Below are 13,843 nucleotides of genomic sequence, written 5' to 3' on the forward strand. Positions count from 1 at the left end.
AATTAATGATGCGCCAAATATATATTAGATACTTTATTGAGGCGATCATAAAATGACGACGTCCCGCCACCTCCCCTCCCCCCGGTGGCGGTGACCCTCGCCCCGCAGCGACGCTAAATACGACGTCTGGTTCAACTCCCCCCCTGAACCCACGTTGATGCGTCTCCCCTGCGGGGCGCTTTCTTTTTCCGGCTTGCACGACACCGCTGTCATCCGACAGCGGTGTCGTCGCCATCGGCGGTCGCATGACTCCGGCCCTGAGCCCCCGGAATTCTCACGCGACGCTGGCGGTGGCCGGCCGGGCAGGATTCGGCGCGCCGAAAACCCCGCCGTGCGGATGGGCAAGACTAGATCCTGCTGGCGAGTCGAGTGCCCTGGTCGATGGCCCGTTTCGCATCGAGTTCCGCCGCCACGTCGGCGCCGCCGATCACGTGTACCGTGATGCCGGCAGCAATGAGTTCGTCGGCAAGTCGACGGTTGGGCTCCTGGCCGGCGCATATCACCACGTTGTCGACGGGCAGGATCTGCGCCTTGCCATCGACCGTGACGTGCAGGCCCTGGTCGTCGAAACGTTCATAACCGACCTTGCCGAGCATGCTGACCTGCTTTGCCTTCAGCGTTGCACGATGCACCCAGCCGGTGGTCTTGTTGAGTCGCGCGCCAGGGCGGCCCTCGCTGCGCTGGAGCAGCCACACTTGCCGCGCTGGCGGCTCCGGCTGCGGCGCCTGCAGGCCACTGGGCTGCCTGAGTTCCATGTCCACGCCCCATTCCCGGGTCCAGCGAGCCACGTCCGTGGTGGGCGAGGGCAGGTGTTCGACCAGGAATTCGGCCACGTCGAAACCGATGCCGCCGGCACCGATGATGGCCACCCGCGCACCGACCGGCTGGTGCCGGGCCAGCACGTCGAGATAACCCAGCACGCGCGGATCATCACTGCCGGGAAAGCTCACCCGGCGCGGCGTGATGCCGGTGGCGATGACCACCTCGTCATAGCCGCCTTCGCGCAACGTCGTGGCATCCGCCGACTGGCCGAGTCGTACCTCGACCCCGACGTCCTGCAGTCGGTGGCGGAAGTAGCGCAAGGTCTCGTGGAACTCTTCCTTGCCCGGAATCTGCTTGGCGACGTTGAACTGGCCACCGATTTCCCCGGCTTGGTCGATCATGGTCACCGCGTGCCCCCGTTCGCCCAGGGTGCTGGCGCAGGCCATCCCGGCGGGACCGGCACCGATCACGGCGATGCGCTTGCGGATGCTCGCCGGCTCGATCTTCAGTTCGGTCTCGTGGCACGCGCGCGGGTTGACCAGGCAACTGGCGCGCCGGTTCTGGAACACGTGGTCGAGGCAGGCCTGGTTGCAGGCGATGCAGGTGTTGATGCGTTCGCTGCGCCCGGCCCTGGCCTTGTTCGCCCAGGCCGGATCGGCCAGCAGCGGCCGCGCCATCGAGACCATGTCGGCTTCGCCGCCGGCCAGGATGCGTTCGGCCACGTCGGGCATGTTGATCCGGTTGGTGGCGACCAGCGGGACCGCTACCTCACCCTTCAGCTTTTGCGTGACCCAGGCGAAGCCGGCGCGCGGCACGCTGGTGACGATGGTGGGAATGCGTGCCTCGTGCCAGCCGATGCCGGTGTTGATGATGCTGGCGCCGGCCGCCTCGATGCCCCTGGCCAGCGTGGCGATTTCATCCCAGTCCTGGCCGCCCTCGACCAGGTCGAGCATCGACAGCCGATAGATGATGATGAAATCCCGGCCCACCGCTTCGCGCGTGCGGCGCACGATCTCGATCGGAAAGCGCATGCGCCGGTCGGCGTCGCCACCCCAGCGGTCGTTGCGCCGGTTGGTGCGCGCGGCGATGAATTCGTTGATCAGATAACCTTCGGAGCCCATCACCTCGACACCGTCGTAGCCGGCGTCGCGGGCGAGTTTCGCGCAATGCACGAAATCGTCGATGGTGCGTTCCACGCCGCGGGCGGACAGTGCGCGCGGCGTGAACGGGGTGATCGGCGACTTGATCCTCGATGGCGCCACCGACAACGGGTGATAGCCGTAGCGCCCTGCGTGCAGGATCTGCATGCAGATGCGCCCGCCCTCGGCGTGGACGGCGTCCGTGAGCTTGCGATGGCGGGGCTTGTGCCAGGGCATCGTCAGGCGGCCGCCGAACGGTTTCAGCCAGCCCTCGATGCTGGGCGAAATGCCGCCGGTGACCATCAGCCCCACGCCGCCGCGGGCGCGCTCGGCGAAATACGCGGCCAGCTTGTCGTAATCGCTGGCCTTGTCCTCCAGCCCGGTGTGCATCGAGCCCATCAGGATGCGGTTGGGCAGGGTGACGTGGCCCAGATCGAGCGGGGCAAACAGGTTGGGGTAGTTCATGCGATCCACGGCCGACTCAAACGATCGTATGAATGTGCCGGTGTTCGCTATCCGAAAGCAAGCACCGTCTGCGGACGGAGCCGGTACTCAGGCCAGCAGTTGTTGTACCAGTGCGATGTAGCGGCGCATGGCCTCGTCTTCCGGAACACCGCTCAATTGCGCCCAGGCCTCGTGTTTGGCTGTGCCGACAAAGTCGAAGAAACCGGGCTGGGTGCGCTTCAAATCGCCCTCCGAGCCCTGCTTGTACAGGGCATACAGCTTCAGCAAGGTATCGTTGTCGGGGCGCATTCCCAGTCGCTGGATGTCTGCGGCAGCCTGTTCGAACTCGCGGCGAAGATCGGTCATAAGGCAGTTCGACAACGCAGACAGGCAAGGTGGGATCGGCTAGATAGCACGCGTCCGGGAGCGGGTCAACGCGTTAAACTGCGCGCTTTGCCGTTCAGCCAGGATCCCGCCATGAGCCATGCCCCAGCCCCCGTACTCACCATCGACGGACCGTCGGGATCGGGCAAGGGCACCATCAGCGCGCTGGTGGCCGAGCGGCTGGGCTGGCGCCTGCTGGACTCGGGGGCGCTGTATCGCGCCGTGGGTTACGCCGCGGGGATGGCTGGGCTCGACCTTTCGGACGTGGAGGCGGTGACCCGTTGCGCGCAGGGGACGAAGATCCAGTTCCGGGCTGCGGCCGATGGCGGCGAGACCCGGGTGATCGTCAACGGCCACGATGCCACCGACGAATTGCGCACCGAAACCGCCGGCGCGGCTGCTTCGGCGATCGCCTCGATGCCCTCGGTGCGTGAAGCGCTGGTGGCGCTGCAACTGGGCTTCCGCAAGCTGCCAGGCCTGGTGGCGGACGGGCGCGACATGGGCACGGTGATCTTCCCCGATGCCCAGTACAAGGTTTTCCTCACCGCGAGCGCCGTGGAACGAGCGAAAAGGCGCTATAAGCAGTTGAAGGAAAAGGGACTCAGCGTTACACTTGCTGGCCTTCAGCGCGAAATTGAGGCGCGTGACAGTCGCGATGCTTCGCGTGCCGTGGCGCCGCTCAAGCCTGCCGCTGATGCCTTGCTGGTGGATACCACCGGCATGGGCATCGACGAGGTCGTTGCGAAAGTATTTGCCGTCGTGCAGCCCTGAACGGGTTGCGCGGCGGCTTTTGTGCCCCTGCCAAGGCAGGGGGTTTTGGCCAACGGTGATGATGGTCGGTTCCCCGGGAACCCCTCATGCACCCTCAACCGGTGGATCGGAAGTTCGCGCACCAACCATTCCAGCGCAATGAACCACGATCCTTTCCCACTATGGAATCAACATGACTGAAAGTTTTGCCGAACTGTTTGAACAGAGCCAGCAGGCCATCTCCAAGCTGAAGCCCGGCGCCATCGTCACCGGCATCGTTGTGGAAATCCGCAATGACGTCGTCGTGATCAACGCTGGCCTGAAGAGCGAAGGCATCGTCCCCATCGAGCAGTTCAAGAGCGAAGAGGGCGTGCTGGAGGTGCAGGTAGGCGACGAGGTGAAGGTAGCCCTCGAAGCTTTGGAAGACGGTTTCGGCGAGACCAAGCTGTCGCGCGAGAAAGCCAAGCGCTCGATGGTGTGGGACGACCTGGAGCAGGCGTTCGACAAGGAAGAGACCATCAAGGGCATGATCTCGGGCAAGGTCAAGGGCGGTTTCACCGTCGACATCAAGGACGTTCGCGCGTTCCTGCCCGGTTCGCTGGTCGACGTGCGCCCGGTGCGCGAGCCGACCTACCTCGAGGGCAAGGAACTCGAGTTCAAGATCATCAAGCTCGACCGCAAGCGCAACAACGTGGTGGTCAGCCGCCGTGCCGTCGTCGAGACCGAGTTCTCCGCCGAGCGCGAACAGCTGCTTGAGCGCCTGACCGAGGGTGCCGTCGTCAAGGGTGTGGTCAAGAACCTCACCGACTACGGCGCGTTCGTGGACCTGGGTGGCATCGACGGCCTGCTGCACATCACCGACATGGCGTGGAAGCGCGTGCGTCATCCGTCCGAAGTGGTCAACGTCGGCGACGAGCTGGACGTGCGCGTGCTGAAGTACGACAAGGAGCGCAACCGCGTTTCGCTGGGCCTGAAGCAGCTGGGCGACGACCCGTGGGTCGCCATCGCCCGCCGCTACCCGGTCGGCAGCCGCCTGTTCGGCAAGGTCTCCAACGTCACCGATTACGGCTGCTTCGTCGAGATCGAGCCGGGCGTGGAAGGCCTGGTGCACGTGTCCGAGATGGACTGGACCAACAAGAACGTCAACCCGGCCAAGGTGGTTCAGGTCGGTGACGAAACCGAAGTCACCGTGCTGGACGTGGACGAGGAGCGTCGCCGCATCTCGCTGGGCATCAAGCAGACCCGCTCGAACCCGTGGGAAGCCTTCGCAGCGATGCACAAGAAGGGCGACAAGGTGTCCGGCCAGATCAAGTCGATCACCGATTTCGGTGTATTCATCGGCCTGGACGGCGGCATCGACGGCCTGGTGCACCTGTCCGACATCTCCTGGCAGATGTCCGGCGAAGATCTGGTTCGCAACTTCAAGAAGGGCGACGAGATCGAGGCCGTGGTGTTGGCAGTCGACCCGGAGCGTGAGCGCATCTCGCTCGGCATCAAGCAGATGGAGCAGGATCCGTTCGGCCAGTTCATGGCGGCGAATCCGCGCGGCACCATCGTCAACGGCACCGTCAAGGAAGTCGATGCGAAGGGTGCGGTGATCGATCTGGGCGAGGGCGTCGAGGGTTACCTGCGCGCCAACGACATCGCCAAGGAGCGCATCGACGATGCCACGCTGCATCTGAAGGTGGGTGACAAGGTCGAGGCCAAGTTCACCGGCATGGATCGCAAGGGTCGCCAGCTGGCGCTCTCGATTCGCGCCAAGGACGAGGAAGACGCACCGGATACGTCGGTCGACTATTCGTCTGCCGCCAGCGGCACGACCAAGCTTGGTGCGCTGCTCAAGGAACAGTTCAACAAGGCTGACTGATCGCGTTGCACACGTCTGACACGGGGCGGCTTCTGCCGCCCCGTTGTTTCACGTCACGGACATTGGGGCCCATGACTAAATCCGAATTGATCGAGGCGCTGGCCAGGCGTCAGACCCACCTTGCGTTTGCCGATGTCGAGATGGCCGTCAAGAGCGTCATCGAACAGATGAGCCATGCCCTGGCTCATGGCGAGCGTATCGAGGTGCGTGGTTTCGGCAGCTTCGCGCTGCATTACCGACCACCACGCATGGGGCGCAACCCCAAGACCGGCGAAGCCGTGGCACTGCCCGGCAAGCACGTTCCGCACTTCAAGCCTGGCAAGGAGCTGCGTGAACGGGTCAACCAGGATCTCGAGACAGGCATCGCCTGATCAGCAGGTCATGCAACAGACATGGAAAGAAGGCAGGCGACGCGAGTCGGCCTGCTTTTTTTTTGCCTTTTCCGCGGGCAGGCGCACGCGCATGAATCATCGCCGCACGGAATCCCGGCGGCGCCTGTGCCAGTCAGCATCAATCGGGTAAAGTCGCCCCATGCGACTGCTCGCCATCATTCTCCTGCTGTTCTTCATCGCCGCCGGCATCGTCTTCGGTGCGCTCAACGCCGACCTCGTTGGCTATGACCTGGGCTTTGCCCAGCTCCGGCTGCCCAAGGGTGCAGCCCTGCTTGGTGCGGTCGTGATCGGATGGCTGCTCGGTGGACTGACCGCCTGGCTGGGCGTGAGCATGCGGCAGGGTCGCCAGCAGCGTCGGCAGTTGCGCGCGGACAAGAAGTCGCCGGTCAAGCCATGAATGTCGTGCTCGTGCTGGTTTCCCTGGTGCCGATCGCTTTCGTGCTGGGCTGGTGGACTTCGCGCCAGTTTGGCGCACGCCGCTCCGGCGCCGAAGTCAGCGCGCTGTCGTCGGACTACTTCCGTGGCCTGAACTACCTGCTCAACGAGGAGCAGGACAAGGCGATCGAGGTGTTCCTCAAGCTGGCCGAATACAACCGCGATACGGTCGAGACGCATCTGGCCCTGGGCAACCTGTTCCGCCGTCGTGGCGAGGTCGATCGGGCGATCCGCCTGCACCAGCACCTGGTTTCGCGCCCCGGGCTCACCGATGCGATGAAGACGGTGGCGCTGCTGGAACTGGGTGAAGACTACATGCGGGCGGGCCTGCTCGATCGCGCCGAGGCGCTGTTCTGCGACCTGGTGGCGATGAACGCGCACGCGCCCTCCGCACTGCGGCACCTGATTGCCATCTACCAGCACGAGCGCGACTGGCACAAGGCGATCGAACATGCGCGCCGCCTCGAGGTGATGACCGGCGAGGACGAGGCGCCGATGATCGCCCAGTTCTATTGCGAGCTGGCCGACCGCTCGCGCCAGCACGGGGCGAGGGCCGAAGCACGCGACTACCTCAGGCAGGCCTTTGAATGCCAGCCGGGTTGTGTGCGGGCATTCATGCTGACCGGAAGGTTGCTGTCCGAGGATGGCCAGCACGCCGACGCCGTGACGGCGTATGAGTCGGCGATCCAGACCGACATCGCCTTCACTCCGGAAATCCTGCCGCCGCTGCTCAACAGTTACGCCAGGTCGCAGCAGATGGAACGTGCGGAAAGTTTCTTGCGCGAGATGATCGGTCGCTACCACGGTGTTTCGCCGGTGCTGGCGCTGGCCCATCTCTACAAGGAGCGCGACGGCGAGCGTGCGGCGATCGATTTCCTCACCACCCAACTGCGCCAGCGGCCCTCGGTGCGTGGCCTGATGGCGCTGATCGACGCCACCATGGACAAGATCGAGGGGGAGGCACGCGAGAACTTCCTGATCCTGCGCGACCTTACCCGCAAGCTGCTTGAAGGGCAGGCGATGTACCGCTGCAGTCGATGCGGTTTCGGCGCCAAGGCCCATCACTGGCAGTGTCCGAGCTGCAAGAGCTGGAGCACGATCAGGCCCATCCATGGTGTAGCCAGCGAGTGAGCAGCGGATGTCCGTGACCATCGGATGGTTGTCGTGCAGTTTTCTGATCACCGTGCTCGTGGTGCGGGCTTCGATCAGCTATGCCCGCCGACGCGGCATGCTGGACCTGCCCGGGCAGCGCCGATCCCATAGCGTGGCGACGCCGCGCGGCGGTGGTATCGGCGTGGTCGTGGCCATGCTCGTGTGTCTTCCGGGCGTGTTGTGCGCGCCGCCGGCGGGTTGGCCGCTCAGCGTGACGGCGGGGTTGCTCGCCGGATTCCTGCTCGTCGCCGTGGCCGGATGGTGGGACGACCACCGTTCGCTGCCGGTATTGCCACGGCTGTTCGCCCAGTTGCTTGGCACCGGCCTGTTTTCGGCAGGCTTGATGGCGACTGGCATGCCGGCGTGGTGGTTGCCCCTGCTGCTGGTTGGCGGCGTCTGGAGTGTCAACCTGCACAATTTCATGGACGGCATCGATGGTTTGCTGGCGCAACAGGCGATCTTCGTCGGCGCGGGACTGACCCTGTTGGCATGGCAGGCAGCGCAGCCTGCCCTGGCGCTGGCGACGGCGGTGATGGCGGCGTCACTGGCGGGATTCTGGTGGTTCAATCGCCCGCCCGCGAAGATCTTCATGGGCGACGTGGGCAGCGGCAGCATCGGCCTGCTGATCTTCGCCTTTACCGCCATGCTGTGGCGCGTCGAGCCGGCGCTGCTCTGGCCCGCGCTGATCCTGTCCTCGGCGTTCGCGGTGGACGCCAGCCTGACCCTGTTGACGCGCATGTGGCGGGGACGGCGCTGGTACACTGCCCACCGCGAACATCTCTACCAGTGGACGGTACGTCGCGGCGCCACCCACGCCTTGGCCGATCTCGCCTACCTGGGCTGGAACCTGCTTGTCGCCGCACCCATGGCCTGGTTGGCCTGGAGTCATCTGCGTCTGGCGCTGCCGATTACCATGGCGGTTTATGCAGTGGCGTCGGTCGGGTGGCTGGCGCTGAAACGTCGTTGTCTGCGGCGCAACTTGAACAGGACACCTCATGTCGCTGCGTAAGCTTGTCGGCTTCATCCATCCCCGCATCGCCGTCGTTCTGCACGACTTGATGATGGCCGCGCTTGCCTGGTGGATTGCCAAGCTGTTCCGCTATGCCTTGAAGCCCGATGAAGTGGTCAGCTTCCAGTTGCTGGAATTTCCCATCGTGCTGCTGGTCCAGGGCCTGATCTTCCGCTGGACCGGGCTCTACAGGAGCGTATGGCGCTTCGCCAGCCTGCCTGATCTATGGAATATCGTGCGCGCGGTGCTGGCGGGCACGATCTCCATCGGCGTGACGCTGTTCCTCTACGAGCGGCTGGAGGGTGTGCCGCGCTCCGTGCTGGTGCTCTATCCGCTGCTGTTGTCGATACTGCTTGGCGTACCCCGACTGGCTTATCGCTACTGGAAGGACAGCCGCAACGACCTGCTGCAGAACCAGAGCGTCAAGCGGGTGCTGATCGTGGGGGCGGATCGCGCCGGCGAGGTGCTTTCGCGCGACCTCCACCGCGACAGGCGCTACGCGGTGGTCGGTTTTGTCGACGACAAGTCCAGCCTGCGTGGCGCCAGCATCAACGGACATCCGATCCTGGGGCGACTGGAGCAGTTGCCCGAGGTGGCGCGCGAGGCGGCGGTCGACATGCTGCTGATCGCGCTGCCGGGTGCTTCCACGATCGAGATGCGCCGGGTGGTCGCGTTGTGCGATGCCACCGACCTGCCATATCGCACGGTGCCCCGGCTGGAGGACGTGGTCGCCGGTCGGGCCCAGTTCAACCAGATCAAGGAAGTGGCGATCGAGGACCTGCTTGGCCGCGACGCGGTCGAACTGGACTGGACGGCCATTCGCGAGACGCTCAGCGGCCGTCGCGTGCTGATCACCGGTGGCGGTGGCTCGATCGGTTCGGAACTGTGCCGACAGGTGGCGCGGCTGGGGGCGCAGTCGCTGACCGTGGTGGAGCAGAGCGAGTACAACCTGTACCGGATTGGCCAGGAGCTGCGCGCCGAGTTCCCCGAGTTGATCTTCGACGGCATCCTGGCCCGCTGTGGCGACCGGGTGGCCATGCGCAAGGCGTTTGCCGACCTGCAGCCCCAGGTGGTGTTCCACGCGGCAGCGTACAAGCACGTGCCGATGTTGCAGGGGCAGCTCCGCGCAGGCTTCAACAACAACGTGCTGGGAACCTGCGTGGTGGCCGATGCCGCATGCGAGACGGGCGTCGAGTGCTTCGTGCTGATCTCCACCGACAAGGCGGTCAATCCGACCAGCGTCATGGGCGCATGCAAGCGCGTGGCCGAAATCTATTGCCAGAACCTCAATGCGCAGACCGACACCCGTTTCATGACGGTGCGCTTCGGCAACGTACTGGACTCGGCCGGATCGGTGGTGCCGCTGTTCCGGCGGCAGATCCGGGCAGGTGGCCCGGTTACCGTGACCCACCCCGAGGTATCGCGCTATTTCATGACGATTCCCGAGGCCTGCCAGTTGATCCTGCAGACCGCGAGCATCGGCACGGGCGGCGAGATCTATGCGCTGGACATGGGCGAGCCGGTGAAGATCCGCGACCTGGCCGAACAGATGATCCGGCTGGCCGGCAAGAAGCCCGGCAGCGAGATCCCGATCGTGTACACGGGGTTGCGCTCGGGCGAGAAGCTGTTCGAGGAATTGTTCCACCCGCTGGAAAACTACTGCGCCACCACCCACGCCAAGATCTTCCTGGCCCAGCACCGTGAAGTGTCGTGGGAGCTGCTGCAATCCCTGCTGAAGAAGGCCGCCGAAGCGGTGAATGCCTTCGATGAGGAAGAACTTCGACGCTGCGTATCCAGCCTGCTGCCGTCGTTCCGCTGGAGCGAGTCGGCGCAGCCGGACAACGTGGTGTCTATCCGTCGTGCCAATCCGGAGATCAATGAGTGAGCAAGCCCCTGCGCAAAGTGGTGTTCCCCGTCGCCGGCCTCGGCACGCGCTTTCTGCCGGCGACCAAGGTCGTCGCCAAGGAAATGCTGCCGGTCCTGGACAAGCCCCTGATCCAGTACGCCGTCGACGAGGCCGTGGATGCCGGTGCGGACACGCTGATCTTCGTCACCAATCGCTACAAGCACGCGATCGCTGACTACTTCGACAAGGCCTACGAGCTGGAGTCGAAGTTGCAGGAGAAGGGCAAGGCCGAGTTGCTGGCACTGGTGCAGGGCACCCTGCCGCGCAACGTCCGGGCGATCTTCGTGACGCAGCCCGAAGCGCTGGGCCTGGGCCATGCCGTGCTGTGCGCCAAACCCGTTGTCGGTGACGAGCCGTTCGGCGTGGTGTTGCCCGATGACCTGATCTGGAACGGCTCCGGCAAGGGCGCGCTGCGGCAGATGGCCGAACTGGCCGACGCGCAGCAGGCCGGCGTGATCGCGGTCGAGGAAGTGCCGCACGACGAGACGGACAAGTACGGCATCGTCGACGCGACCCCGATCGATGAACGCAGCGCGCTGATCCGCAGCATGGTCGAGAAGCCCAAGCCGGCTGATGCTCCGTCGAACCTGGCCGTGGTCGGTCGCTACGTGCTGCCTGGCCGGATCTTCCAGTTGCTGGAGCAGACCACGCCGGGGGCGGGTGGCGAGATCCAGCTCACCGACGCGATCGATGCCTTGCTCAGGGAGCAGGGCAAGGTGCTGGCGCATCGTTTCGAAGGCATCCGCTTCGACTGCGGCAACAAGGCCGGGCTGGTCCGCGCCACCATGCACATGGCGATGCAGGATCCGAAGCTCGCACCGACGGTCCGCGCGTTCCTCGAACAGCTTTGAGCGGTAGCGCGCCCGCGCCTGTCAGGTCGGCAGCGCGGGCATGGGCCACGGCGTCGGCATGAATCAGGTTTCCTTCCCTTCGTACTACCGCGCCACGGCGACACCTTACCCGGCTTACGCCGCGTTGCAGGGCAGCGGGCGCGCCCGGGTGGCGATCGTCGGTGGCGGTTTTGCCGGACTGAACACGGCACTGGGACTGGCCGAGCGTGGTGTCGGCGAGGTGGTGCTGCTGGAGCGCGAACAGATCGGTTTCGGCGCCTCCGGCCGCAACGGCGGTTTCGTGTTTGCTGGCTATTCGCTGGGAGAGCAATCGCTGCTGGACCAGTTGGGCGAGGCGCGCGCGCAGGCCATTTTCAGGCTCACCACCGAAGCGGTGCAGCGCATTCGCCGGCGCATCGCCAATTACGCCATTCCCTGTGATGCCGTCGACGAGGGCGTGATCTGGGCCAACTGGTTCCGCGATCCCGCCGTGTTGCGCCAGCGCCAACAGTTGCTGGCAGGGCACTACGGCGTGCAATGGCAATGGCTGGCTGAGGCGGAGCTGCGTCAGCGTATCCACAGCGAGCGTTATCACGACGGCCTGTATGAGCGTGACGCGCTGCACCTGCATCCGCTCAACTATGCAATCGGGCTTGCCGCGGCCGCAGCCGGACAGGGCGTGCGCATCCACGAGCACAGCGGTGTCCGCAGCCTCGAACGCGAAGGCCTGCAATGGCGCTTGCGCACCGCGCAGGGCGACCTGTTGGTCGACCAGGTGGTGCTGGCCTGCGGCGGTTACCTGGCGGGCCTGCAGAAGCCGATCGACCGGGCGATCCTGCCGATCGCCACCTATGTGATGGTGACCGAACCGCTGGGGCCACGCATGGACGACTGCCTGGCCACCCGCGCCGCGGTCTACGACAGCCGCTTCGCATTCGATTACTACCGCGCGCTGCCGGACACCCGGTTGCTGTGGGGCGGCCGCATTTCGATCCGCAACCGCTCGCCGCAGGCGGTGCAGCGGCTGCTGACAAGAGGCCTGCTGCGGGTGTTTCCCCAATTGCACGGCGTGAAAATCGACTACGCGTGGTCGGGCCTGATGAGCTATGCGCGCCACCAGATGCCGCAGATCGGTGGCAGCGACGACGGGCTCTGGTGGGCACAGGCGTTTGGCGGCCATGGCCTGGCGCCGACTTGCGCGGCCGGCGAACTGCTGGCGGCGGCGATCGCCGATGGCGACCAGGGCTGGAAACAGTTTGCCGACTACGGCCTGGGCAGCACGCACCGGCCGTTCGGTTATCTTGGTGCGCAGGCGACCTACTGGTGGCAGCAGGGCCGCGACTGGTTGAAGACGAGGCTGGAAGGATGAGCGAAGCAGGGCAGGGTGAAATCAGCTGGGCCGATTTCGAGAAGGTGCGGATCGTCGCCGGTACGGTGACACGGGTGGAAGCGTTCCCCGAGGCGCGCAAGCCGGCCTGGAAAGTGTGGGTGGATTTCGGCGCGTACGGCGAGAAGAAGACCAGCGCGCAGATTGCCGCGCTGTACAGCGCCGAGCAACTCGTGGGCCGGCAGATCGTCGGCGTGATCAACTTCCCAGAAAAGCAGATCGGCCCGTTTCGTTCGCAGTTCCTGCTGACCGGGTTTCACACCGACGACGGGGTGGTTTTGACCGCCGTCGAACGGCCGGTGCCGAACGGTACGCGCCTGGCCTGAGTCGTCAGCGGTCCAGCCAGACCTCCAGCCCCTGCGCATTCAGCTCGATGTCCATGCCCAGCAGTTGGCGCAAGGTGCTGCGTCCGAAGTTCCAGCCGTGCGCTTCGGCGCGGGTGGCGTAGAGATCGGTGAGCGATTCCATCAACACGGCGTGTCGGTCGGGTTGGCCGTGCGCGGCGCGGGCCAGCGCGACCATCGCGTCGATCTGCGTGTGCAGGTCGGCGGCCAGCCGTTCCACCGCTTCCACCCGGCCGTAGTGGGTGAGGTACATCGCCTCGGGCCGCAGCGCAATCAAGCGTTCGATCGAGGCATGCAACGCTTCCGGGTCGAACTGCACCGGCGAGGTGGTGGGCAGGATGAACGGGCCCTGCGTCGTGTCGAAATCGCGATACGAGAGGCCGAACACGTCGCCGGTGAAACAGACGTTGGCACGCTCGTCGTAGACGGTAAGGTGGTGCTTCGCATGGCCCGGGGTATCGATGCACGACAGCGGCCGCCCGGCCAGGTCCACCACGTGCCCGTCCGCCGCCTCGATCACCCGCTCGGCCGGAATGGGCCGCAGCCGGCCGTAGGTCTGTTCCATCACCGCCTCGCCGTAGACGGCGCTGGCGCCGGCCCACAACACCGACGGGTCGATCATGTGGCGTGCCCCGCGCGGATGCACCACCAGCTTCGCGTTCGGCAGCTGCGCGATCAGTTCGCCGGCGCCGCCGGCATGGTCCAGATGCACGTGGGTGAGGATCAGCCAGTCCACATCGGCCGGCGTGATGCCGGCGTCGCCCAGTGCATCCAGCATGCGCGGCACCGCGAAGTTGGTGCCGCAGTCGATGAACGCGCCGCGGCCGTTCTCGACGACCAGGTAGGCCGCGTCGAACCGTGGCCGCACGAAGCCGGTATCGATGGTGTGGATGCCGTGTTCTGCCATGCCTGCCTCGCGATCGGTGGATTCCGCGAGGGTAGCAAGTTGCCGGGGCCACGGCACGGCCGCCCGGGTTGATTCCGATGAATCCGGCCAGCGGGCAAACTGCGGTAGGCTAGCTGCCAATGAGGGGATCGGGGG

At 65.4% G+C, this 13,843-nt stretch carries 13 protein-coding genes; 10 read left to right on the top strand and 3 right to left on the bottom strand.

The window, feature by feature from the left end:
* Nucleotides 1-347: 347 nt before the first annotated feature.
* Entirely contained in the window at nt 348-2,366 is a 2,019-nt protein-coding gene (locus tag AC3A56_RS09570; protein WP_487770147.1) for an oxidoreductase, read from the bottom strand.
* A gap of 87 nt (nt 2,367-2,453) precedes the next feature.
* Nucleotides 2,454-2,711 carry an acyl-CoA-binding protein gene (locus tag AC3A56_RS09575; protein WP_056765080.1) on the bottom strand — a complete coding sequence of 86 codons (258 nt, stop codon included), beginning with the start codon at nt 2,709-2,711 and terminating at the stop codon, nt 2,454-2,456.
* Between the two features lie 111 nt (nt 2,712-2,822).
* Between AC3A56_RS09575 and cmk the strand changes: the two genes are divergently transcribed.
* From cmk to AC3A56_RS09625, 10 genes are all read left to right on the top strand, one after another.
* Nucleotides 2,823-3,500 (top strand): (d)CMP kinase, encoded by a 678-nt coding sequence (cmk, locus tag AC3A56_RS09580; protein WP_082542695.1) that lies wholly within the window; start codon nt 2,823-2,825, stop codon nt 3,498-3,500.
* A 172-nt stretch (nt 3,501-3,672) separates the two neighbouring features.
* Nucleotides 3,673-5,346, top strand: a complete 1,674-nt coding sequence (gene rpsA / locus AC3A56_RS09585; RefSeq protein ID WP_007805435.1) for a 30S ribosomal protein S1 — start codon at nt 3,673-3,675, stop codon at nt 5,344-5,346.
* 71 nt (nt 5,347-5,417) lie between these two features.
* The gene (locus tag AC3A56_RS09590) at nt 5,418-5,717 is read left to right on the top strand and encodes an integration host factor subunit beta (RefSeq protein WP_056718595.1); all 300 of its coding nucleotides are present in this window, start codon (nt 5,418-5,420) and stop codon (nt 5,715-5,717) included.
* A 160-nt stretch (nt 5,718-5,877) separates the two neighbouring features.
* A complete protein-coding gene (locus tag AC3A56_RS09595; protein WP_056718594.1) occupies nt 5,878-6,135 on the top strand; it encodes a LapA family protein in 258 nt (85 codons plus the stop codon).
* On the top strand, nt 6,132-7,304 hold the full coding sequence (lapB, locus tag AC3A56_RS09600) for a lipopolysaccharide assembly protein LapB (protein ID WP_056718593.1): 1,173 nt from the start codon (nt 6,132-6,134) through the stop codon (nt 7,302-7,304). The genes AC3A56_RS09595 and lapB overlap by 4 nt, the downstream gene beginning before the upstream one ends.
* A 7-nt stretch (nt 7,305-7,311) precedes the next feature.
* The gene (locus AC3A56_RS09605) at nt 7,312-8,334 is read left to right on the top strand and encodes an MraY family glycosyltransferase (RefSeq protein ID WP_487770148.1); all 1,023 of its coding nucleotides are present in this window, start codon (nt 7,312-7,314) and stop codon (nt 8,332-8,334) included.
* A complete protein-coding gene (locus AC3A56_RS09610; protein WP_056765075.1) occupies nt 8,321-10,219 on the top strand; it encodes a polysaccharide biosynthesis protein in 1,899 nt (632 codons plus the stop codon). Before AC3A56_RS09605 ends, AC3A56_RS09610 begins: the two co-directional genes overlap by 14 nt.
* Nucleotides 10,216-11,091 carry a UTP--glucose-1-phosphate uridylyltransferase GalU gene (gene galU / locus AC3A56_RS09615; protein ID WP_056765072.1) on the top strand — a complete coding sequence of 292 codons (876 nt, stop codon included), beginning with the start codon at nt 10,216-10,218 and terminating at the stop codon, nt 11,089-11,091. Before AC3A56_RS09610 ends, galU begins: the two co-directional genes overlap by 4 nt.
* 58 nt (nt 11,092-11,149) lie before the next feature.
* Nucleotides 11,150-12,439: an NAD(P)/FAD-dependent oxidoreductase gene (locus AC3A56_RS09620; protein WP_487770149.1), complete on the top strand. Its 1,290-nt coding sequence runs from the start codon at nt 11,150-11,152 to the stop codon at nt 12,437-12,439.
* Nucleotides 12,436-12,783: a tRNA-binding protein gene (locus tag AC3A56_RS09625; protein WP_056718588.1), complete on the top strand. Its 348-nt coding sequence runs from the start codon at nt 12,436-12,438 to the stop codon at nt 12,781-12,783. The genes AC3A56_RS09620 and AC3A56_RS09625 overlap by 4 nt, the downstream gene beginning before the upstream one ends.
* Before the next feature lie 4 nt (nt 12,784-12,787).
* Here the strand turns inward: AC3A56_RS09625 and AC3A56_RS09630 are convergent, their stop codons facing one another.
* Complete coding sequence (locus AC3A56_RS09630) at nt 12,788-13,708, bottom strand: MBL fold metallo-hydrolase (protein WP_487770150.1); 921 nt, start codon at nt 13,706-13,708, stop codon at nt 12,788-12,790.
* Between the last annotated feature and the right edge of the window lie 135 nt (nt 13,709-13,843).

The sequence above is a fragment of the Rhodanobacter sp. Soil_C_14 genome, assembly GCF_057657335.1.

Bases quoted from the DNA above. Each gene is read 5' to 3' on its own strand.
- AC3A56_RS09570 (WP_487770147.1), bottom strand. From the start codon at position 2,366: ATGAACTACCCCAACCTGTTTGCCCCGCTCGATCTGGGCCACGTCACC.
- AC3A56_RS09575 (WP_056765080.1), bottom strand. From the start codon at position 2,711: ATGACCGATCTTCGCCGCGAGTTCGAACAGGCTGCCGCAGACATCCAG.
- cmk (WP_082542695.1), top strand. From the start codon at position 2,823: ATGAGCCATGCCCCAGCCCCCGTACTCACCATCGACGGACCGTCGGGA.
- rpsA (WP_007805435.1), top strand. From the start codon at position 3,673: ATGACTGAAAGTTTTGCCGAACTGTTTGAACAGAGCCAGCAGGCCATC.
- AC3A56_RS09590 (WP_056718595.1), top strand. From the start codon at position 5,418: ATGACTAAATCCGAATTGATCGAGGCGCTGGCCAGGCGTCAGACCCAC.
- AC3A56_RS09595 (WP_056718594.1), top strand. From the start codon at position 5,878: ATGCGACTGCTCGCCATCATTCTCCTGCTGTTCTTCATCGCCGCCGGC.
- lapB (WP_056718593.1), top strand. From the start codon at position 6,132: ATGAATGTCGTGCTCGTGCTGGTTTCCCTGGTGCCGATCGCTTTCGTG.
- AC3A56_RS09605 (WP_487770148.1), top strand. From the start codon at position 7,312: ATGTCCGTGACCATCGGATGGTTGTCGTGCAGTTTTCTGATCACCGTG.
- AC3A56_RS09610 (WP_056765075.1), top strand. From the start codon at position 8,321: ATGTCGCTGCGTAAGCTTGTCGGCTTCATCCATCCCCGCATCGCCGTC.
- AC3A56_RS09620 (WP_487770149.1), top strand. From the start codon at position 11,150: ATGAATCAGGTTTCCTTCCCTTCGTACTACCGCGCCACGGCGACACCT.
- AC3A56_RS09625 (WP_056718588.1), top strand. From the start codon at position 12,436: ATGAGCGAAGCAGGGCAGGGTGAAATCAGCTGGGCCGATTTCGAGAAG.
- AC3A56_RS09630 (WP_487770150.1), bottom strand. From the start codon at position 13,708: ATGGCAGAACACGGCATCCACACCATCGATACCGGCTTCGTGCGGCCA.